18 protein-coding genes and 1 pseudogene are annotated in these 22,244 nt (G+C 41.6%); 12 read left to right on the top strand and 7 right to left on the bottom strand.

The window, feature by feature from the left end; genetic code table 11:
- Positions 1-25 precede the first annotated feature (25 nt).
- The 8 genes and pseudogenes from GNF10_RS05180 to GNF10_RS05145 form a co-directional block, all read left to right on the top strand.
- Positions 26-4,969: a non-ribosomal peptide synthetase gene (locus GNF10_RS05180; RefSeq protein ID WP_185584181.1), complete on the top strand. Its 4,944-nt coding sequence runs from the start codon at positions 26-28 to the stop codon at positions 4,967-4,969.
- Positions 4,970-5,144: 175 nt separating this feature from the next.
- Positions 5,145-6,125, top strand: a complete 981-nt coding sequence (locus GNF10_RS05175; RefSeq protein WP_185584179.1) for a hypothetical protein — start codon at positions 5,145-5,147, stop codon at positions 6,123-6,125.
- Between the two features lie 133 nt (positions 6,126-6,258).
- Positions 6,259-6,963 carry a DUF4386 family protein gene (locus GNF10_RS05170; protein WP_185584177.1) on the top strand — a complete coding sequence of 235 codons (705 nt, stop codon included), beginning with the start codon at positions 6,259-6,261 and terminating at the stop codon, positions 6,961-6,963.
- A gap of 56 nt (positions 6,964-7,019) precedes the next feature.
- Positions 7,020-7,973, top strand: coding sequence for an SDR family oxidoreductase (locus tag GNF10_RS05165; protein WP_185584176.1), 954 nt, complete (start codon positions 7,020-7,022; stop codon positions 7,971-7,973).
- A gap of 248 nt (positions 7,974-8,221) precedes the next feature.
- Positions 8,222-9,310, top strand: coding sequence for a 3-deoxy-7-phosphoheptulonate synthase (aroF, locus tag GNF10_RS05160; RefSeq protein WP_185584174.1), 1,089 nt, complete (start codon positions 8,222-8,224; stop codon positions 9,308-9,310).
- 196 nt (positions 9,311-9,506) lie between these two features.
- Positions 9,507-9,701, top strand: a complete 195-nt coding sequence (locus tag GNF10_RS05155) for a hypothetical protein (protein WP_185584172.1) — start codon at positions 9,507-9,509, stop codon at positions 9,699-9,701.
- A 484-nt stretch (positions 9,702-10,185) separates the two neighbouring features.
- Positions 10,186-10,566, top strand: coding sequence for a hypothetical protein (locus tag GNF10_RS05150; protein ID WP_185584170.1), 381 nt, complete (start codon positions 10,186-10,188; stop codon positions 10,564-10,566).
- A pseudogene (locus GNF10_RS05145) lies at positions 10,566-10,763 on the top strand (DUF3370 family protein); the annotation flags it as partial. The gene GNF10_RS05150 and the pseudogene GNF10_RS05145, both read left to right, overlap by 1 nt.
- 495 nt (positions 10,764-11,258) lie before the next feature.
- Here the strand turns inward: GNF10_RS05145 and GNF10_RS05140 are convergent.
- Positions 11,259-11,444 (bottom strand): NblA/ycf18 family protein, encoded by a 186-nt coding sequence (locus GNF10_RS05140; RefSeq protein ID WP_185584168.1) that lies wholly within the window; start codon positions 11,442-11,444, stop codon positions 11,259-11,261.
- Positions 11,445-11,867: 423 nt separating this feature from the next.
- On the opposite strand from GNF10_RS05140, the gene GNF10_RS05135 reads away from it, so the two are divergent.
- Positions 11,868-12,656 (top strand): alpha/beta hydrolase, encoded by a 789-nt coding sequence (locus GNF10_RS05135; protein WP_311774107.1) that lies wholly within the window; start codon positions 11,868-11,870, stop codon positions 12,654-12,656.
- Positions 12,657-12,691: 35 nt separating this feature from the next.
- Here GNF10_RS05135 and GNF10_RS05130 read toward each other — a convergent pair whose 3' ends face one another.
- On the bottom strand, positions 12,692-12,931 hold the full coding sequence (locus tag GNF10_RS05130; RefSeq protein ID WP_185591902.1) for a hypothetical protein: 240 nt from the start codon (positions 12,929-12,931) through the stop codon (positions 12,692-12,694).
- Positions 12,919-13,836 (bottom strand): AEC family transporter, encoded by a 918-nt coding sequence (locus tag GNF10_RS05125; RefSeq protein WP_185584193.1) that lies wholly within the window; start codon positions 13,834-13,836, stop codon positions 12,919-12,921. The genes GNF10_RS05130 and GNF10_RS05125 overlap by 13 nt, the downstream gene beginning before the upstream one ends.
- A gap of 102 nt (positions 13,837-13,938) precedes the next feature.
- On the opposite strand from GNF10_RS05125, the gene GNF10_RS05120 reads away from it, so the two are divergent.
- Positions 13,939-14,742 (top strand): D-alanyl-D-alanine carboxypeptidase family protein, encoded by an 804-nt coding sequence (locus GNF10_RS05120; RefSeq protein WP_185584166.1) that lies wholly within the window; start codon positions 13,939-13,941, stop codon positions 14,740-14,742.
- A gap of 58 nt (positions 14,743-14,800) precedes the next feature.
- On the opposite strand, the gene GNF10_RS05115 is transcribed toward GNF10_RS05120, so the two are convergent.
- The 4 genes from GNF10_RS05115 to mrdA (GNF10_RS05100) all read right to left on the bottom strand — a co-directional run bounded on the left by GNF10_RS05115 (position 14,801) and on the right by mrdA (GNF10_RS05100) (position 20,161).
- Positions 14,801-14,962, bottom strand: coding sequence for a hypothetical protein (locus GNF10_RS05115; protein ID WP_185584164.1), 162 nt, complete (start codon positions 14,960-14,962; stop codon positions 14,801-14,803).
- Between the two features lie 2 nt (positions 14,963-14,964).
- Complete coding sequence (gene mrdA / locus GNF10_RS05110; protein WP_185584162.1) at positions 14,965-16,785, bottom strand: penicillin-binding protein 2; 1,821 nt, start codon at positions 16,783-16,785, stop codon at positions 14,965-14,967.
- A gap of 366 nt (positions 16,786-17,151) precedes the next feature.
- On the bottom strand, positions 17,152-18,201 hold the full coding sequence (locus GNF10_RS05105; protein ID WP_185584160.1) for a serine hydrolase: 1,050 nt from the start codon (positions 18,199-18,201) through the stop codon (positions 17,152-17,154).
- A gap of 112 nt (positions 18,202-18,313) precedes the next feature.
- The gene (gene mrdA / locus GNF10_RS05100; protein ID WP_185584158.1) at positions 18,314-20,161 is read right to left on the bottom strand and encodes a penicillin-binding protein 2; all 1,848 of its coding nucleotides are present in this window, start codon (positions 20,159-20,161) and stop codon (positions 18,314-18,316) included.
- Positions 20,162-20,363: 202 nt separating this feature from the next.
- On the opposite strand from mrdA (GNF10_RS05100), the gene GNF10_RS05095 reads away from it, so the two are divergent.
- Entirely contained in the window at positions 20,364-21,491 is a 1,128-nt protein-coding gene (locus GNF10_RS05095; RefSeq protein ID WP_185584156.1) for an ABC transporter ATP-binding protein, read from the top strand.
- Between the two features lie 199 nt (positions 21,492-21,690).
- Positions 21,691-22,140: a hypothetical protein gene (locus GNF10_RS05090; RefSeq protein ID WP_185584154.1), complete on the top strand. Its 450-nt coding sequence runs from the start codon at positions 21,691-21,693 to the stop codon at positions 22,138-22,140.
- Positions 22,141-22,244 lie beyond the last annotated feature (104 nt).

Raw genomic sequence — 22,244 nt, 5'->3', positions numbered from 1 at the left:
AACATTATTTTTTTTAGAGGATGCAATGAGTATTAAGAGCTTAGAATTGCCTATTTTCTCCCTAGTTGCCAAAATTACTGGACATGATGCCGAAGAATTAGAACGAGATATGTTTTTGGAGGGTAACTTAGGATTAGATTCCATCAAAATGATGGAATTATTGAATGGATTAGTTGCACTAATTCCCCAAGAAATACAACCCAAATTTATGGAAACGTTGCCTTTGCAAAATTTGATGCAATTGCAAACTTTGGGCGATGTCGTGCAAATAGCTGATAAATGCTTAGTTTCCCAAATAGATAATTCTGATTCTTCCCCAACTGCAAATATTATCAATCAAGAAGAGCAGAAAACAGAGAAAGTTGAGATTCTTTCTGGACAGTATTTTCATTTACTCGGTCATTGGGTAGTAAACTCAATTAGCTTATTTTCTACTCTCCGTTTACGAGGTTATTTTGATTCAAACGTTGCTTGGCAGTCTTGGAAAGACTTACTGGCTCGTCATCCTATGTTGCGATCGCGCTTTATCATTCCTCCCGATACTACCAGATTCAAGGATTACGAAATGGTAGTTATGGAAAACCCCACTCCTCCTGATATACCCGTTACTGATATCAGACATCTTCATAGTGAGGCTCAAGAACAATTAATTAATGATGAATTGCATCGCTGCCTCAATTATGAATGGCAAATGACAGAGTGGCCCCTACATCGATTTTTTGTTTTTCGGCTGGAAGATTCAGTCTATCAATTGGTGTTAGCCAACGAGCATCTCATTTCTGATGCCCTGGGCTGTCATGTCATCTTACGCGAATTTATGGAAATTTACCGGGCCCATATTTGCAATGAACAACCTAATTTACAGCCACCTACAACCGTTCAAGATTACAGCGAATTGGTGCAATCAATTAATGCCTGGCAAGACCCAGAAGAAGACAAAGCGCTGGTCGAGTATGTAAATCGGCGGGGCAAAGATTCTTACTTGTGGAACCCTACAGGAAATGCCATCACATCCCTGTGTCCAAAATTCCATAACCGAAGATTTTCTTTAGGAAAGGCCATTACTAATCAACTAATTGCCCAAACTCGTGAATGGCGATTACCACTGAACTCTCTCCTAGTAGGTGCGTTTGTGCGGGCTGTTGCCAAGTTTGAGAAGTCTAAAAACGAACCGATTATGGTTCAAGTTCCCACCAGTGGGCGGGTTTATCCAGGCATAGATGCTTCTGATGTGGTGGGTAGTTTTGCTCAGAATTTGTCCATTAGCCTAGACTTACCAGCACCGAATGAAGATTGGCAACGGCTGTTAAACCGCGTTCATCAGGAAATCCAACAAGGGTTAGTTAATGGTTATGACCGCGCCCAAACTCGTCAAATGGCGATCGCTTTCCGAGACAATATTGTTTTAGAAGATGGCAAAATCCCGGAGCGGATGTTACCTATGTATCGCCGCATACTGAAATCAAATTTATACTGTCCATTTACAGGACAGACTAATATTAAAAACAAATATGGCCCCATAGATGTCATCGATTATCGCGCAGGTGGTATTAATGCGGCGGGAACAATTGATATATTGCAAGAAATATTTGACGACAGTTTACATTTGTTCGCTAGCTACGACAGTAACTTTTTCCCTGAGTCTGTCATCGATGAATTGATGCAGGAATACATTACCCAAATCAAAGAATTAGCTGCACTAAAAATCCCATCTCAGCAACTAACGCAGCCACTCTCCAAGACACACACAGATGTAAATATCACCCAGCTTCTGCAAGAAATCGCCACAGAAATCTGCCATTCCCAGATTACTGACAATGATATGGCTAAGGATTTGGAAGCAGAATTGGGAATGGATTCTTTAGAACTCATCCGCATTGTTACGAGGCTAGAAAAACGGTTAGGCAAAGTAAATCGTCAAGCCTTGCTTTCTTGTCGCAGCCTCCAAGAAATGGCTGTGCTACTTGGAAAGAAACAATCATCTTCTTTACACAACCAATCAGTTCTCAACAATCAACAACCCCAAGAAATTCCTTACTGGGAAATTATCGAGCAAGCCAAGCGTACTCCCAATGCCATCGCGGTGACGGATGGGGAAACTCAAATTACCTACGCAGAGTTGAACCGTCTTTCCAATCAGGTGGCTAATTATTTGCAGGCTCAGGGAGTTCAACCAGGCGTGTTTGTGGGGATCATGACACGACGCGGGCCTTTGATGTTTGTGGGGATTCTCGGTATTCTCAAAGCAGGCGGAACTTACGTTCCTTTAGATCCTATATATCCTCATGAACGGATTAAGTACATACTAGAACACGCTGAAATCGGAATTTTACTAACAGAAAATCGCTTGACAAACAAGTTAGCAGAATGCCTGGCTGAGCAGTTACCGTTAAATACTTTGATGTTCTTAGATGAGGGTATTTTTGAGCAAGGTAAAGCTTGGACACAGTTAAACAAAAAGACTTGGGCGCGTTGTTCAGACATAGCTCCTGCCAATGTTAATACTCCTGATGACTTGATGACAGTACTGTACACCTCTGGTTCTACAGGTAAACCTAAAGGAGTGATGCTCAACCATCGGGGTTACATGAATCGCCTGGTTTGGATGCAGAATGCTTTTCAATTGCGTTATGGCGATCGCGTTGCCCAAAAAACATCTTGCTGTTTTGATATATCAGTATGGGAAATATTCTGGCCTTTGATGGTGGGAGCTACTGTTTATTCTGTGGAAACAGAAACAGTCAAAAATCCTTGGCTCTTAGCACAGTGGATTAAAGACAACCAAATCAATGTCATGCACTTTGTTCCTTCCCTATTTGGAGAATTTTGTAACGCTTTAGAATCAGAATCATGGACTTTTCCCGATTTGCGTTGGTTAGTCTTTAGTGGCGAAGCTTTACCTGTACCTTTTGTACAACGTTGGATTGATAAGTATGGTATGAGTGTTGGTTTAGCCAATCTTTATGGCCCTACTGAAGCTTCTATCGATGTCACCGCACACATTATTCGTCAACGTCCAGGCGGGCAAGAAATCTGCATTCCTATAGGTAAAGCTATAGATAATGTGTATATATTAATTTTGGATGAACAGATGCAGCCATTAGCCCCAGGAAAAATGGGAGAACTCTGGATTGGCGGTGTGCAATTGGCTAAAGGTTATCTCAAAGATCCACAACGCACAGCAGACGCATTCCGCCTGAATCCCTTTTCTCACGTCCCAGGGGAATATTTATACAAAACCGGCGATTTAGCTATGGAATTGCCCGATGGCAGTTTCGAGTATCATGGACGCATTGACCACCAAATTAAAATACGTGGTTTCCGTGTAGAACTGGGTGAAATCGAAAGTGTTCTCAATAGCCATCCCGCAATTAATGAAGCTGCCGTTTTAGCTCTAGATTACGAAAATGGTCAAAAACGGTTAATAGCTTGCTTGGCTGGTTCTCAAGTAGACAATCAACATATTAAGGAATTTCTGGCTCAACGCTTGCCTGATTACATGATTCCTCACCGATGGGAATGGCTAGCCAGTCTACCTAAAACCCACAATGGTAAGCTAGACCGCAAGGCTATTTTGGCAGCTATCACCCAAGAAAAGCCAACAGTATCCCAGGAATACTTACCTCTAGGCCCTGCTCAACGTTGGTTAGTGAAATACTTTGAGGCTCCATATCAATGGAATGGGTACACGCGTTTTCTTTTCCATCAACCATTAGACGCACAGATATTTAACCAAGCTCTCAATGTTGTACTGGAAACTCATCCTGCTCTACGGACTGTGTTTGTACAAAGAGATCAACAATGGTGGCAACAGTTAATTTCCCCAGAGCAAAAGTTGAGTGCTGAATTCTACGATGGTAGTCATCTTACATCTGCACAGCGAGACAGTGAAATCCACAACCGGATACAAGAAATAGCTCAACAGTTTCAAATCGACCAATGGCCGCTGATGAAAGTAATCGCGATCAAGGTGAATGAATCCTGCTACGATATCTCGCTGGTTGGGCATCATATCATCGGTGATTTGCTGAGTACTGGGGTGATTTTTAATCTTTTATGGTTGACCTACAGCGAATTGCTGGGGAACAGAACTCAGAGTTCTCAGCCTCTCACTCCGACACCTTCTTATATAGACTATGTGCGTGTACTGATGCAGGCGGAACAACAAGGAGCTTTGAGAAGTCATGTAGATTATTGGAAATCTCAATTTCCTTCTCAAGAATATACCTTCCAAGTTCCCTTTGATCATCAAAAAGGTTCTAATTTAGAGGCTTCCGCCGCCAGCGAAAAATTTACCCTGTCCAAAAACAGTAGTAACATTCTCTTACGTGAAGCTAAACAGTATTACAAATGTAATGTCTACACGTTGCTACTTTCTACCTTGTATCAGTTGATGGCTGAGTGGAGTGGACAACATTGGGTAGTCGTTAGCCATCGCAGCCACGGCAGAAATCTAGATAGCACGCACACGTTTTTAAATAGTGTTGGTAACTTTGCGATGAATTTCCCTGTCGGGGTTAATGTAGGACGTTCCATCAAGTGGGAGCAAACCACCAAGGAAATCCAAGCCAAATTTAACGAGTTGCCGATGAATGGTGTAACTTTTGATTGGATTTCTGAGCAACTTCCTCATCATGTTTATCCCGATAATAATCTCACACCAGTCAGAGCTAACTACTTAGGAAATCGTACTGCTCCCGCCTTAGAACTGTTTGAGTTTATTGAGGAAGATAGAGATAGTCGGTTGTCCTCCCCTGAGCAGAAACGTACAGCGTTATTAGAGTTTTTCTTCTCCATTACCGATGGCACTGTTCACTTAGAAATCGAATACTCTCGCAATTTCCACCTACCTGCAACTATTCGCAGACTTGGCGATCGCTATTTGGAACTAATGGCAGAGATGCTAGCCGTTGTATCTTTAGTAGGTAATGGTGTAGAAGTGACAAATCACTTTCACAAACCCTACTAGGGCGGCAAACTTTCCATCAGTCTTTCCCCCATTCTCTAGTACAGACGCAATTAATCGCGTCTGTACACCTTCCGCACTACCTATTTCAAGCTAGATTGCGGTATCTCTACAAAATATCACACCAGTGATAATATGATGCTGAAAATGTCAAGAAAGCTTCGTTAAAACCTTAAATATGCGTACTTATCAACTGTCTAAACTTATTGGACTCACCACCTTTGTAGCCTTATCTGCAACTGCACCAGCTCAAGCCGCAAACTTAAGCTTTGACTACAACCAACTACAATTTATTAAATCACGACCAATAGCGTCTAGTAATTTTCTGGGGTTAAATGGATCACCGACTGAAAATCAAGGTTTTGTGCCTTTCTATAATCCAGATCCTTCGGCTCCAGATCACGGTCATAAGGAAATCGGTCTAAATTCGCGCCGAGATTTCCCAGGTTTCAACAATGCCCCATATTACGGGACTGGTCGCCAAGGAAGTCCGGAAGAACCTGCTAGCGGCGCTACCAGAATGACAAGTTTGATTAGCATTAATAGCTTCCCTACCTTTGGTCAATACCTGACAAATTACGGCATCCCACTCAATGATATTGGCTTTGTGTTTGGTCAAAAGAGCGATCGCGATTTTAACCAAACTTGGAATTTAGGTGCAGATATATTCGGTCAAGATTGGTACGCTAATCCTAATACACCGCTTGAGGAAAGAATTTATAAAGCTAATCCAAATGATGTTGAAATAGCACTCTACAGTGGCAATAATAAAATAGTCGACTTTGGATATTCTGATTTTTATTCAATTGTCGATTATGGTTCTACACCATCATTTGATGATGATTTTGAAAGTAGTTTTACCGACCCAATTGCAGCAAAAAAAGCATCTGACTTAGATCCATTGCTGGCAGGTTTAGCCACAGCTTTTTTAAATGATGTTAATGCTGCTGGTGGTGGAGTGCAGATAGTTAACGAGAACTTTGGAGAACTGGATATTAATTTTGCAAGCGGGAATGGATACGATATGATACTTCTGCCATACCCGATGCAAATTCGCGCAGTTGCGCTGAAAGCAGTTCCAGAAGCTTCTTTTTCTTGGGGAATATTTATGTTTGGAGTTTTGGTTGCTGTGTCCCAGTGCAAGAAACTACAGAACTGACAATTACCCATAATTAATTTTAGTTATCAAAATTATCCCAATTGTTCCAAGTAGAGACATTGTATTGCAACGTCTCTACTACCTAATCAGGTGTTCCTTATCTCATGTAATCATGTCAAAAATAAATTCCTTTATGTCTATCAAAGCACTTTACCGAACTGCTGGTCTGGTATTAATTGTTGAAAGTCTACTGCTGTTTGTGCCGGTTTTTATTCTTGGTGCAGCAATTAATTGGCCAGCTAGTCTTGGTGAACCGGCTAGTATAATGCTGCCATTACTAATTGAAAAAGCTGAACCAGTCAGAATTGGTTATCTGATCTATCTTCTTTATTCACTACTTTTTTGGGTAGTGGCCTTATTAACTGCTCGTGTCATTAGCAATGGGGAAACCAACTCTATATGGCTCCAAGTGGCAACAGGTTTTGGAATTGCATCTACTGTCACTCGTTGCCTGGGCATTATTCGCTGGCTAGTAGCAATGCCAGCTTTAGCGCAAGTTTATGCTGATCCTTCAATCTCTGCACAAACTCGTGAAGCGATCGCTGTTGTCTATAAAACCCTCAATGACTACGCTGGCTCGGTCGGTGAAGTATTAGGTGTTAGCCTATTTACCGTACTGTGGTTAGTAATCATCTCAATTTACTTATTACGTTCAAGAATACTACCACGTTGGTTAGGAATATTTGGGATCGTCGCTGCTCTGTTTCTGGCAACTCAATTATTAGAACTATTTGGGGTGGATTTGGGGGCATTTATCAGCGTGTCAGTAACTATGCTCCAACTCTGGTTTTTAGCCGCAGGTGTGACCTTATTAAGACACAAAAATGTCCAAGCTTAAATGAAATCCTACATTATTTTCCGAAAAAATAATTTTTTTGATATCAAAATCAACCGATGAACACAACAGAAGAACTCCATGTAATTTTTGGTACTGGCCCCCTAGCACAAGCCGTCATGCGCGAACTGCTAGCTCGGAACAAACGGGTGCGTATGATTAACCGCAGTGGTAAAGCAGACATACCCTCTAATGTGGAAATCATCGCCAGCGATGCTTCTAATTCCGAAAATACACGAGCGGTTACTACTGGGGCGACAGTCGTTTACCAATGCGCGCAACCAGCCTACACCCAATGGCCAGAGTTTTTTCCCTCATTGCAAGCTAGCATTGTCGAAGGGGTAGCCGCCAGTGGCGCAAAGCTCGTTGTGGGAGATAATCTCTATATGTATGGCCCTGTCAATGGTGCGTTGCAAGAAGATATGCCGAATGCTGCAACCACCCGCAAAGGGCGCGTCCGTGGGCAGATGGCAGAGGCGCTTTTGGATGCACACCGTAGAGGTATTGTAAGAGTTGCTATTGGTCGAGCATCGGACTTCTATGGGCCACTAGTACTTGATTCTGTAATGGGCGATCGCATTTTTCCCTCTGTACTGACTGGGAAGCCTGCATCAGCGATCGGTGAAATTGACCTCCCTCATACTTATACTTTTATCGATGACTTTGGCAAGGCATTGGTGGTATTAGGAGAACAGGATAAAGCATTTGGTCAAATTTGGCACGTACCTAATGCTGAGACTATCACTACTCGACAATTTATTAACATAGCTTTTGAGGAAGCTGGACACCCACCAAAAATCAGTAAAATGGGTAAGTTCATGATGCGACTAGGCGGGATTTTTATTCCAGAAGCTCGTGAAACCGTCGAGATGATGTATGAGTTTGATGAGCCATTTGTTGTAAATCATGATAAATACGTTCAAGCATTTGGCAACCATGCTACCCCTTTACGTGAAGCTATCCGGCACACTTTGACATGGTATAGCAAACATCTCAAAACCTTAAAAACGTAAAAGTTAAGGTTAGCTCTGTCAAGGTTAGACTATCTCATTCCTTTTCCCTTATGACAATGTTTATGACTATAAGGGAAGGGAACTTTTGGTACGCTAGACCTAGAACCTGACCTAAAAATAATTCTTCTCTAGTTGCATAAACCTACAATATTTAACTGATTAGTATTTAACAATAAATCAGCGAACCTGGATCAACTTTTTCGCTAAAAATTATCAATTTTTGCACTATTTAAGGAGTAGATAAACTTGTGATTATTGTAATGAAACCCTTCACCCCATCTGCGGAAATAGAACAAGTAAATGAAGAAATTCGTCGCCATAAACTTACACCAGAAATCTGTGTAGGGCATCATAAAGTAGTAATCGGTTTGGTGGGAGATACCTCAGAACTTGATCCACGCCAGATTCAAAATTTGAACCCTTTTATAGAGCAAGTAATTAGGATTAAAAAGCCTTTCAAACGAGCTTCTTTAGAATTTCGTTACGGAGAACATAGTGAGGTTGTAGTACCAACACCTAATGGGCCTATAACTTTTGGGCAAAACCATCCTGTAGTTGTAGTTGCAGGCCCTTGCTCGGTAGAAAACGAAGAAATGATCGTCGAGACAGCCCAAGCGGTGAAAGAATGCGGTGTACAATTTTTACGTGGTGGAGCATATAAACCCCGTACATCACCTTATGCTTTCCAAGGTCACGGTGAGAGCGCTCTAGCTTTGTTAGCAAAAGCTAAAGAAGCTACAGGTTTAGGAATCATTACAGAAATCATGGACACAGATGACTTAGACAAGCTCATCGAAGTAGCAGATGTGTTGCAAATTGGGGCCCGAAATATGCAGAATTTTTCACTTCTCAAAAAACTAGGAGCTACCACTAAGCCAGTGCTACTGAAGCGGGGACTGTCAGCCACTATCGAAGATTGGTTGATGTCAGCAGAGTATATTTTAGCCGGAGGTAATCCAAACGTTATACTATGTGAGCGAGGAATTCGTACTTTTGACCGACAGTTTACAAGAAACACGCTTGATATATCTGCAATTCCAGTTTTGCGAACTCTAACCCACTTACCTATCATGATTGATCCTAGTCATGCCACAGGTAAGTCCGAATTTGTGCCAACTATGACAATGGCATCAATAGCTGCTGGCGCAGATTCCTTGATGATTGAAGTTCACCCCAATCCAGCTAAAGCACTTTCTGATGGGCCCCAATCACTTACATTGGAAGGATTTAAGGAATTAATGCACGAAATAACTGCCCTAAGTAAATTCTTTGGTCGTTCGTCTCACAACAATAGTACAAATCTAAAGCCAAAAGCTATCTCATTGGTGAGCTATTAAACATATTCATCTCCATCTAAAGTTAGTAGTGGTTTAGGATTTCCTTAAATTTTTAGCTGTCCTGTTGCTAATAAAAAATTTGAACGCTCAAGCCCTAGTAGAATCCTTAGTAGCTTTCATTGATGTCAACTTAGCAAAAAGAAAGCGCTAGACATAAAGTTGAGGAGCAAAGATAGCAAGACAATGAGTTGTCAAAATGGCTACTTTTCGCGCCAAAAAACAGGGAATCCAGACCTTTGATACCGACAATAGGATTTTTCAAACTTCCTCTAAAACTATCAAGTTTGGAGCCACCGCAATTTTCATCAAGAAAGACAAAGAAAAGTTAAGAGAGCAAATTATTTTCACATTACCACTGATGATGGCAGTGGTATTAAGTCTGCTCAGTTAACGTCTGAGTTGAACGAAGCACTAAGTTGTTAGCAACTGAAGCGTTATTGTTTGTAGAACCAATGTCGGTAAGTAAACAAGCATTATTTCAAAAGTTGATGAAATTACCAGCAAAATCATGGTTTTTATCAGATTTTGGTGATCAATAACGGGCTGCTAAAGGGAGAAGGAAGAAAGAAAAAAACTCTATAGATTCTTGCGATGCAAAGGTTATAGAACATCTGCATTACAATCCTGTCTTGAAGTTGATTTTAGCCTTTGTTACCAGTTTCACGAACATAGGGAATCAAGTTTAAAACTATTTTGCCTAGTCTTTCGGCAAGGCTTGCACGAACTGCTTCCTGCATTAAACTGCGTAATTCTTCATAATTGCTAAAAGTTACTAAGAGCCAAAATTATTTGCACAATGACAGATGTAAACCCATGCTTTTGAAAATCATACAAACCTATAAACCTAATCTTTTATTATTACAGGTTTAAAAACTATGCCTACTGTATCTAAGTTAACACAATTAAAAAAAGGTCTGGAAACAAGCGAAGTTCAGAAAGGGATGAAACTTATAGGATTACAGATTACACAATTGGAACTAGATCAACTTGCATTTGGCAATACTATTTCGCTAGAAAACAGAAGATTAGGTGAAATCGGTTCAATATTTATACTAGCAGAAGCTCTTTCGGCAGTGAATTCAGTTCAAACAAATATTACTTTTCAAGACTTACCACAAACGGTTAAAGAGTTTTCTTGCTGTTACGGAGGAGTTCCAATCTACTGTTGGAATTCTGACTTAATCGGAAAGTGTTGTCTGACCCTAACTTTGCTAGATGGTAAGCCGGCAATTAGAGTTTCATCTCAAAATCTATAGTGCGGGTGCGTTACATCGATGATAATGGCGTGGAAAAGACGCGCTATGTGCATTTGGTACAGCGTCGAGGACAAAGGGGCGAACCATTAGTGACACTGAAGATGTTGGCGAGTGAAAAGCGACAAGTACAGATAGACTTTTTGTATCCTCCAGATTCTACACCACCACAGGTTTTGACGGTGAGAACAAAGAGGTGATTTAGAAGCTAGTGCGTTGCGTGGGTTAAGAGCGTTGTCGCAACTAACGGATACCGTTGGCGAATTCCTCAAACAGCTAAACTGAACCGATTAGTTCAGCAACGTTCAGGAACGCGATCGCTGCCTTTATCCTTTATTTAGTATTTATGTACTATACTCTGAATTAGGGGGACAAGTTCAAGCTATCAATCCCAAATACACCAGTGCTTATGCCTTCGATGGAAGTGGTAGGGTTAAGCGAAGTAAAACTAATTATTCTCTTGCTGTCTTTAAAAGTGGCAAGCAATATAATTGTGATTTATCAGCATCTTATAACATCGGTGCTAGATATTGGTATTGTCTGATTCAAGGCGATAAAACTTTTTCTAGAGTGTTCGTCAGCCAAAGTTCTAACGACACACTGAGAACGCCAGTAACTCTGGAAACGCTGAGAAGTATTACAGCTTCTTAGCGCACGAATCCCCATCTAAATCAGAGATTATAGATGGGGTGCGTTCAACCTGAACCAACTTCCCACTGATGTTTGAGCAATTCCTGGTAAGTCTTTTCCCTTACCATCATCTGCTTATAGAACATCAGCAAAAACTCTTGAGCTTGTTCACGCGACATCTGCTTCACTTGATCAGAGAAAGTTCTAAGGCTAAATTCTTGTTCTAAAGATAATTCAATGGGTTGATTCATCACTTTTATTACCTACTCTTTTATTTGAGTTTGCTTATGTAAGCAAATATTGCTTTATATAAATAAATGTTACGATGACTTTACAAAAATTAAAGGGTGTAAACCGTACCGACGTAGGTTGGAAATGCCGTGTCTGCTGCTAAAGGCCTTGATATCACTCCATTGTGGCAACCCAAATAAAAACTTAAGTTCTCAATTTTCCTAGTTTGAGGTTTTTAAAAGCATTTTTAGCCTCTGCCTACGGCTGGCGATCGCCTATGGCGGGCGCTTGCGCCATCGCTCAAAAGAAGAGATGGGCAATACAATTATTCCTTTGGGTAAGGGCGAAAAGCGTATATCCCTGGTATTCCTAGATGAAAGGGTGCGGGGGAGATTGAAAAACTACCAGTAGAAGTAGTTTACCAAGCCATAGTAAATGAGGTTGTGGTTTTGAAATCCCAATTAACTAATCATCGGGTCGATTTACAAGATTGCACTATTTTTTATCAGCAAAGTAGGTTGGAGTCGAGTTCAATCCCTATCCTATTTCTACACGGCTGGGGAATCTCTACTGAGCCTTATCAAGAAGTACTGAAACTACTAGCACAGCACTATACTATAATTGCTCCTGATTTACCCAGTTTTAGGAGATCAACTTACTCTGGGCTACTTCCCGATTACCTTAGCTATAGCAAATGTCTCTTTTCGTTTCTGGAGGTTTTGGATTTACAACAATTTCATATAGTAGGACACTCATTCGGCGGAGGTATTGCCATTACTTTATCTACACTTGTTCCAGAAAAAGTCAGAAGTGTAATTCTGGTAGATAGCACTGGGCTGACCACGCCATCTATACCAGAGATGATACCGCGAAGGGCAATCGAAATGACGGCTCAAATGTTTCTCCCAAGACGCAGATTGAAATTAGTTGATATTCCTTTGGTTTTCTCCTATAATTTGTTGTTCAACACAGTAAATGTTATTCAAGGATTGCTAATTTCTTTATACGAAAATATCAACCATCTGCTACCAAAAATCCCAGCTCCCTGTTTGTTATTATGGTCAGAAAAAGACCTAACTACACCATTAAGTAACGCTCAAGAAATGGCGGCAATTATTCCAGACTCTAAATTAATTACTGTAGAAGAAGGTTTCCACGAATGGGGACTCTGGTATCCTGAGAAATTTACATCACTCATATTGGATTTTATTTGTCAACTTGAGCAATATTGATACAGCTTGAACTTGGGCAAAGTACAAGCTTAGTCTCAATAGTTATGTCTGCCCTGTATGACCAAATGAGCTAAAATGTCTTTTCTCTTATGGAAACTAGCATTATCTAAGATAACAAGTATTTTTGCCGAATTATCCTTGAAACTTTCGATTGAATTTCCTTGTTTTCTCCATTCTTGTATGAGAAAATTATTCAATAATTCTAACTGTTCATAAAAATAGCGATCGCTTTTTGGAGAAAAACTTGTTGGTTTAGTGATAATCAAAACAGCCACAGCCAAACTGGGAGAGTAAGCAGCAATAGTATAGCCCCAGCAGCTAAGGCGGTAACTGCCAGATCGCGATCAAGATTGAATGCCTCAGCAATTACGAGTGTGGCAAAAGCTGGAGGCATGGCCATTTGTAAGACAATTACTTTTGCGATCGCCCCAGTTAATCCAAACATTGGTAAAGCGCTACCCAATATCAAGGGAACTAGCAGCATTTTGATTCCCAAGCTCATCCCTACTTGTGGTAGGTTACGCCAAGATTTGAGCAGCGCCAGTCGCATTCCAATTAATACTAGGGATAAAGCTACACTACTCCAAGCAAATTTTTCTAACCAGAATTCCGCGACTGTAGGAATTGTTACCTGCCGAAACAGCAAGCCAAATCCGAAACCCCACAGCGCAGGATTAATTAAGATAGACTTGGCAATCTGCCAATGATTCTGGACACCGCCGCCAAAACGCGCTGCTAGTAATACACCCAAACCGTAAGTTCCTGGGAATGAACCTAACAAATCGTAAAATAACGCCCAAGCGAAGTATTCCTTGCCTACCATTGCTAAGGTAATGGGAAAACCAAGATAACCTGTATTACCCAAGATTGCGGCTAATATCAAGCTAGCCTGAGTTGGTGGTTGGAGGACAGTATTTCTAAAATAGGCTTGCGCTTTAATTCCTAACCAAGCTAAAAATGCTCCTAGTAAAATGGCTAGGTAAGCGATCGCAGGTGCGATCCAAATTTGTCCCGAGAAGCTGGATTGACGCAAAAACGATACTATGCTTATGGGTACTCCCACCCAAAAAAGAAACTGTCCCAAACGTGTAGGAACTGTTATAGGTAGTTTGCGTCCCAGAACAAAACCTACCAGGACTAATCCTCCCAGCTTGACGTATAGTTCTAAAAGGTTTGTCAAGATTGCGCCTAAAAACCACAGATGTAAAATGCTACCTGTTACGTCTATTTTTGTCCAGTGCAAAATCTGTTATGGCTATTCCACAAAAACAGGAGTTTACCCTTGAATAAGGCAGGGTTTTCTGGAAAACCGCAAAACTCATCGAATGACCTTGGTGATGATATTCCAGTGGCTGTACGTGATACACCTGTTGCAACACGCAAAATCTGGTTGCAGCCCCAAATTATGCTGATTGGCGGAGTGGTGGGATTTATCCTGCTGGCTTTAATTAGCGGCTTTTTGTTTTTCGTCACTGCACCCAAAAAAATCGCCGATTCTCAACCTTTACCAGCTACTTCTACTCCTCCGACTCCAGCACCATCTAATAATTCTAGCGAAACTATATTAGGGCATTTTCCTTACCCAGAAGCGCCTCAGTCAGAACTAGTAACCATCTCCGCAAATAGGGGCATTAGAATGCGAAAATCTGCTGCCCAAAAGTTTGAGGAGATGGTAGCAACAGCCCGGAGTGCAGGTGTAACTTTAGTGCCAATTTCTGGCTTTCGTTCACTTAAAGACCAGGAACAATTGTTTTTTGGTGTCGGTGCCCAACGCAATCAAACGCCAGCAGAACGGGCTGCCCTCAGCGCTCCTCCTGGTCATAGCGAACATCACACAGGTTATGCTGTGGATGTTGGGGATGGATCGGTACCAGCAACTAATCTCCAAACCAATTTTGACAAGACGAAAGCTTATCAATGGCTGCAAGCAAATGCAGCACGTTTTAGCTTTGAAATGTCTTTTCCTAAAGATAATGTTCAGGGTGTGAGTTATGAGCCTTGGCACTGGCGTTTTGTTGGCGATCGCAGTAGTTTAGAAATGTTCTACAAAGCCAGAAACTTGAAACCCGCTAAGATATCGCCATAGGAGTTGTTCGATTTTAGATTTTAGATTTTAGATTTTAGATTTTTCCTTCAATCCAAAATTATTTGTATATTTGTAGGGGCGCAAGACCTTGTACCCCTACCCAAACTGGAAGTACCTCAAGGGCTGGATAGTAGTATTCAGCAATTTTTTTAGCGATCGCATCTGGTCGGGAAATTTTATCTTGATGACAAAGTAAAATTACGGTAGTCCCAATTTGCAATTTTATACTTTCTTCGGCGCTGGTTTCTGATACTTACCTGGATACTTGCGCTGAAAATATTCTTCCATAATTTGTAAGATCATTGGCGCAGCAATGCTACCACCGCCACCGCCGGAATGTTCTGCAAATGCCACAATCACAAATTCTGGCTGTTCAGCAGGTGCATAAGCACCAAACCAAGCGTGATTTTGCTTAACACGTCCCTTCCAGGCTTCGGCAGTACCACTCTTACCCGCGACTGGGGGAACTGTTGGCTGATTCAAAGCCTTACCAGTCCCTTCAGCTACTACTTTCCGTAGTCCTTGCCGGAGAACACTTATAGTTGCCGGCTTCATATTTAAAGATTCTCGCCAGCTTTTTGCTTCTTCATTGTCTTTAAGCAAATGCGGCTGGACTCTATAGCCACCATTCGCTGGCACAGCAAACATGATGGCGACTTGCAGGGGTGTAGTTTGTAAAGCACCTTGACCAATTGACATATTGATGCTGTCTCCTACAGTCCAAGGTATCTTCCAAGCTTTCTGCTTCCATGTCTCATCTGGTACTAAACCTTTTGCCTCTTCGTTGGCAAATTCAAAGCCGGTTTTTTTACCAAATCCATACTTGCGAGTCCATTCTATTAAAGTCGGGCCACCGACTCCCCGACCAATTTGATAGAAGAATGTATCACTACTCCACTGTAATGCGCCAATAAAACCCAACGGCCCGAATCCGGCGTGATTCCATTCACCAAATCGGGTACCACCAAAAGTTAAGGAACCGTAGGTTTGCAAGACTGTACTAGGAGAAAATTTACCTGATTCTAGACCAGCTGTGGTAGTGACAATTTTGAAGGTACTAGCAGGTGGAAAGGCGCTGAGGGCGCGATTCACCAAGGGATGATCTGCACCTTGTACAGTTTCCCAATCTTTTTGGCTGAGTTTCTGCTTTGAGAAAATATTGGGGTCAAAGGTGGGGTGAGATACCATTGCTAAAACGGCACCGTTCTTTGGGTCAAGTGCCACGATCGCACCGTCGCGATCGCCTAAAGCTTTTTCTGCTGTCTTTTGCATATTTAAATCTAGGGTCAAGTGCAAATCTTTACCAGGCTTCGCTTGCTTCTCCCCCAAAACCCGGAGCGGTCGACCTGCACCATCGACTTCTACCTGCTGACCCCCCCATTCGCCTCGCAGACTCATCTCATAAGCTTTTTCAACTCCCATTTGACCAATCACATCACCTAATCGGTAGCCCTCCTGCTTCTTTTCTTTTAACTGGTCGGCGGTCAGTTCTCGCGTATAGCCTAATACATGAGCTAATTCCTTGCCGTGGGGGTAGTAGCGAACGGCTTCTGTATGAATTTCTACGTCTTTAAGTTCTGTTTGATACTCCTTCAATGCCGTAATTTGTGCTTCATTCAAGTTACGAGCAATCCGTATAAGTGAAGAAGAGTTAGCTCCCGCCTCTTCTAATTTCTTCTCCATCTCTTCTTGAGGAATCTCAAGAATTTGAGATAGACGTGCCCCCACAACTGACCACGCAGGCTTAGTATGTGCCATTGGCCACAAATATACGGAGCGAGGATAGCTAGTACTGGCTAAAAGTTTGCCATTACGGTCAAAAATGTTACCCCGTTCTGGTTGTTTGGCAATCATCCGAATTCTATTTGACTCAGCTCGTTTTCGGTGGCTTGCTCCTTCAGTAATTTGCAAATATGCCAAACGAACACTGATTCCCGTCAGCATTAATAGAGTAAATATAATCAAAAATATCGGCTGGAAACTCTGTCCAACTGTACGTGTATTTTTTTGCCCGCCAAGTGGAGATGATTTAAATATAGTCATAAGATAAAGAAGATTTCAAAATTAAGATTATCTGTAAACAAACAACTCTGCTAAATTCTTAGCAGGTATTTAACGGCAATTAATCGGCAGTGATTAATTATTTTCAATTGATACCATAAGCTCATCTCTTCCATTACTTGCCCAAAGGCTTTTTGAATTTTGAACTTTGCACACTAGTAGCCTGCCCATTAGAGAACTCTAAAAAATAAATTATCCAATTCCTGAACTTCACTACGACTTTCTTTGCCTCCCCCTGCTCCCTGTATCCTTTGGGGATCTTGCTACGCATAGCGTCCCGTAGGGATGGATATTTTTTTTTGGAAATCCCTTATTTCTGAGGGTTAGCAGAGTCATGAGTAATTGGTTTTACTCCCTCTCTACTAATGGAGGCTGAAGCACTAGTTCCGTAAGAACTGGATAATAGTATTCAGCAATTTTCTTAGCGATCGCATCTGGTCGGGAAATTTTATCTAGATTGCAAAGTAAAATCACGGTAATTTTGTCATCAATAAAGCGAGTAATGTTACTTGCGAACCCTAAAATTGAACCATTATGACCAACTACTCGGCGATCGCCATAATTGAATATCCACCAACCTAAACCTGCAACATATCTCAGCTTTTCCCAATCATTGCCCTGATTGGGAAAATGAGGAGTCCACATTAAATTAAGGGTTGATTGCTTTAACAAAGTTGCATCACAAAGGGCCTGTTCCCACTTCACCATATCTGTCACACTGGATAGTTGACCTCCAGCAGAATAGGTAACAGAAGGACTGTAGTAAGGTTTGTTAATGAGTTTGCTGTTCGGCAACCGATAGCCAGCAGCCCGATGCGGCACTATGTCTTTGGGATCATTCATCAGGGTTGCGTTCATTCCCAAAGGAGCAAAAATGCACTCTTGCAACAAATCTCCATAAGATTGTCCAGTTACTTTTTCTAGGATCAAACCCAGTAAATAGTAGCCTGTGTTGTCATAGGCGCTAAACTCACCTGGTTGGAATTTGAGGGGTAGGTGAGTAACTAAAGCCAAAATTTCAGATTTAGATAATTTAAGATGGGTAATTTCCCAGTAGTTTGGGGCATCAGTATAACTGGGAATTCCAGACTGATGGGACAGAATATGCTCAATTGTGACATTTTGCCATGTTAGGGGTAAATTATCGAGATAGTCTGCGATCGCATCTTCGAGCGAAATTATCTCTTGTTCCACCAGCATCATTATGGCTGTAGCGGTGAAAGTTTTACCAACAGACGCAATTTCATAAACTGTATGTTCAGTAGCTGGAACAGAGTGTTCAACATTCGCCAGTCCATAGCCCTTAACTAAAACAGGTTCACCTTCCTGCACCACTGCAACAGAAAGTCCAGGAATCTGATTTTGAGTCATTATGGCTTGAATATAGTCGTCAATCATATATTATTGACTTGATTTTTGTTTGGTGATGGGCAGATAAAGGTTACAGGAGAATAATTAATGCCCTATGCCCCCTACTCCTACTCCTTCGTTGAATTTTGAACTTTGCATACTAATCTCCAGTGCCATGTCCTGAATTCTGAGTTTTTGCTTCTGATGGATCTGGCTGAGATTTTTTATACTTACCTGGATACTTGTGCTGAAAATAAGCTTCTAGCACTTGTAAAACCATAGGCCCACAAATAGTACCGCCGTGTTCGCCAGAGTTTTCACCAAAGGCCACAACCACAATTTCCGGCTTATTACTAGGGGCATAAGCACCAAACCAAGTATGATTTGGACGACCCGCACCAGCTTCAGCAGTGCCACTCTTTCCAGAAGCTGGGGCAATTGTCGGCACATCCAAGCGCTTACCAGTGCCCTCACTTACAACCTTCCGCAGTCCATCGCGGAGAACTTTGATAGTTGACGACTTCATATTTAACGATTCTCGCCAACTTTTTGCTTCTTCATTGTCTTTGAGCAAATGCGGCTGAACTCGATACCCGCCATTAGCAGGGACAGAAAACATAATCGCCGATTGCAGGGGTGTAACTTGTAAAGCACCTTGACCAATTGACATATTAATGGTGTCTCCTATAGTCCAAGGTATCTTCCAAGTTTTTTGCTTCCATGTTTCATCTGGAACCAAGCCTTTTGACTCTTCGTTAGGAAATTCAATGCCAGTTTTTTGACCAAATCCGTATTTGCGGCTCCATTGGATTAAAGTTGGGCCACCGACTTTTCTACCAACTTGATAGAAGAAAGTATCACTACTCATAGCGATCGCTCGTGGAAATCCTAATGGCCCGAATCCGGCGTGGTTCCACTCACCAAAAGTCACCCCACCAACGGTAAGAGAACCAAAGGTCTGTAATATCGAGTCAGGAGAAAATTCACCTGATTCCAATCCGGCTGTCGTGGTGACAACTTTAAAAGTACTGGCGGGTGGAAAGGCACTCAAAGCCCGATTGACCAAGGGATGATCTTTCCCTTGCACGCTTTCCCAATCTTTCTGGGAGAGTTTTTGTTTTGAGAAGATATTCGGATCAAAGGTGGGGTAAGAGACCAGCGCTAAAACAGCACCGTTATTTGGATCAAGTGCTGCGATCGCACCTCGTTGATTACCTAATGCTTTTTCTGCTGCCTGTTGCACATCCAAATCTATGGTCAGATGCAAATCGTTACCAGCTTTTGCCTGTTTCTCGCCCACAACTCGGATTGGTCTACCCGCACCATCCACTTCCACCTGCTGACCACCCCATTCACCTCGTAGCACTTTCTCATAAGCTTTTTCCACCCCCATCTGACCGATTACATCCCCCAGGCGATAGCCTTCCTGCTTCTTATCCTTTAACTGATCGGCGGTCAACTCTCGCGTATAGCCTAATACATGAGCCAATTGCTTCCCATGAGGATAATAACGTACAGAATCTGTATTAATTTCCACTTCTGGGAGTTCATTTTTATACTCCTTAAGCGCCGTGATTTCTGCTTCATTGAGATCGCGAGCAATGCGAATAAGTGAAGAAGAATTAGCACCTGCTTGTTCTAACTTCTTTTCCATCTCATCTTGCGGAATGTTGAGAATTTGTGTTAGACGCGGCCCGACTACAGACCAAGAAGGCTTAGTATGTGCCATCGGCCACAAATATACAGAACTAGGATAGCGAGTACTGGCTAAAAGTTTACCATTGCGGTCAAAAATATTACCTCGCTCTGGTTGTTTAGAAATCATCCGAATACGGTTCGCTTCGGCTCGTTCTCGGAGTTTTGGGCCTTCAACAATTTGCAAATAGGCCAAACGAGCCTCAATTCCAGTGGTTATTAAGAGGGTAAATACGATTAAAAATATTGATTGGAAACCACGTCCAACTGTACGTGTATCTTTTTTACTGCCAATTGATGGGAATAAAGACATAAGACAAAGAATGATTCTAAGAGCGGTATTATCTGTATACAATTACCCTAAACTCATGCCCAAGACTGGGTATGAAAAAATCGGGCAAGTATATTCTTGAACAATTGTTTTTGGCGGATACAATAAACCAAAGTGTCAAATATAGTCTGCCCAATAGACTACTGACAAAGTTACGTAAGATCACGGCATTCTACTAAGGATTATGGCTCAAATTGTCATGCAGAATCAGAGGGGGATAACAACTTTTCAGCCACTTGATGTTGAACTGCGTAACGTGTTCAAGTTTTTTAACCAAGAACCAGCAGTACACGGAATAGACTTGGATGTCAGACAAGGAGAATTTTTTAGTATTTTAGGCCCCTCCGGTTGTGGCAAAACAACAACACTACGTTTAATTGCTGGCTTTGAAATCGCTGATGCTGGCAAAGTGTTGATTCAGGGTCAGTCTATGACTAATGTGCCGCCTTACCGTCGACCCGTCAATACTGTATTTCAAAGTTACGCTCTATTCAATCACTTGAATGTCTGGGATAACATCGCCTTTGGACTACGGTTAAAAAAAATCCACAAATCGGAAATTGAAATTAGAGTTCAAGAAGCTTTAAAGTTAGTGAAAATGGAAAGTTTGCGATCGCGCTTTCCCAGTCAACTTTCTGGTGGTCAACAGCAGCGAGTCGCCTTAGCAAGGGCTTTAGTCAACCGTCCCACTGTGGTACTACTGGATGAACCTTTAGGGGCGTTAGATTTAAAACTACGTAAAGAAATGCAGGTTGAGTTATCAAATTTACACAAAGACTTGGGAGTAACCTTTGTGATGGTGACACACGACCAAGAAGAAGCATTATCTTTGAGCGATCGCATTGCCGTCATGAACCAAGGCAAAATTGAACAAGTTGGCACTCCCAGCCAAATTTACGAACGTCCCCAGACATCTTTTGTTGCTGATTTTATTGGCGATACTAATTTATTTAGTGGTGAAATCGTAGCGGTAGACTCCTCTAGTGTTAAAATTTCCACAAAAACAGGACTCTCAATTATCATTAGCCGCGCTGAAGATACACCATCTCAATTATCACAAGCGGTAGTAGTGAGTGTGCGCCCAGAAAAAATACAGCTTTCGCTTTATCCACCCAATTTGCCAGCTAACTGCTTTGAAGGGCGGCTGATTAATGTTATGTATTTGGGCACACACGTTAATTATGTTGTGGAATTAACAAATGGTATTAGGATAAATGTATTGCAACCTAATACTTTTGTTGCTTTACCAGACAGCGACACGCCAATCTATGCTTGGTGGGCAGAAAATGATTGTTTAGCTATTAATCAATAGTTATAATAGTCTGCCTTCTATAAAGCTTATTTTTGATTTTTGCGAAGCTAGGTGCAACTCAAAGAGCCTTTTTTCCTGTTGCCTCTTAAGCCAAATAATTATGGCTACGCCACGCTGCGCGAACAAAAATTAAAGCGCATTCCTATATAAAATTTAATAATGGAATAATACCTTGACCCTGTACTAGGAATATTAACCCATGTCAATTTTTAAAAGAGTTCCTTGGGTGTCCCTGGCGTTAGTACTGCTTAGTTACAGTACCTTGGGCTGGGTAATATCTGAAACACACGCTCCTCTGTTTGTATGGGTGCTGACTGTGGTTGCAATCTTGCTTTTAATAGTGACGTTGACCACTCCTTGGCCGAAAATGACCTATTACCTCAGTATTTTGCTTAAATCAAACATCAGGTCTTTTGGCGTTGCCGTCTTAGCAGCTTTCTTATTTTTTCTGATGATTGCCTGGTTTCGGGTATTTCTTGATACTTTACTCATCATTTCGGCAACTATATTAGTCAGGATAGATTTCCAAAGAGCAGGTCTTAGAGAAGGGCTAGCTTTTTTTACTGCGTCTATCTTTTCATTTGCAGGTTTAGCTTTGGGTGCGCTAATCTACGAGTTAATATATTCCCACGTTCTCGTAAATTTATGAAGTATATTCAAAAAAATTAGGGATGTCTGTGGTGGGCTGCACCAAACCTTCAGAACTGATATTTCTTACCTAAAGATTTATAAATGAAAGTAGGAGCAGGAGGC

It is taken from the genome of Nostoc sp. UCD121 (assembly GCF_014222285.1).
GTDB lineage: Bacteria > Cyanobacteriota > Cyanobacteriia > Cyanobacteriales > Nostocaceae > Nostoc.
This window is presented reverse-complemented; position numbering and strand designations above follow the sequence as displayed.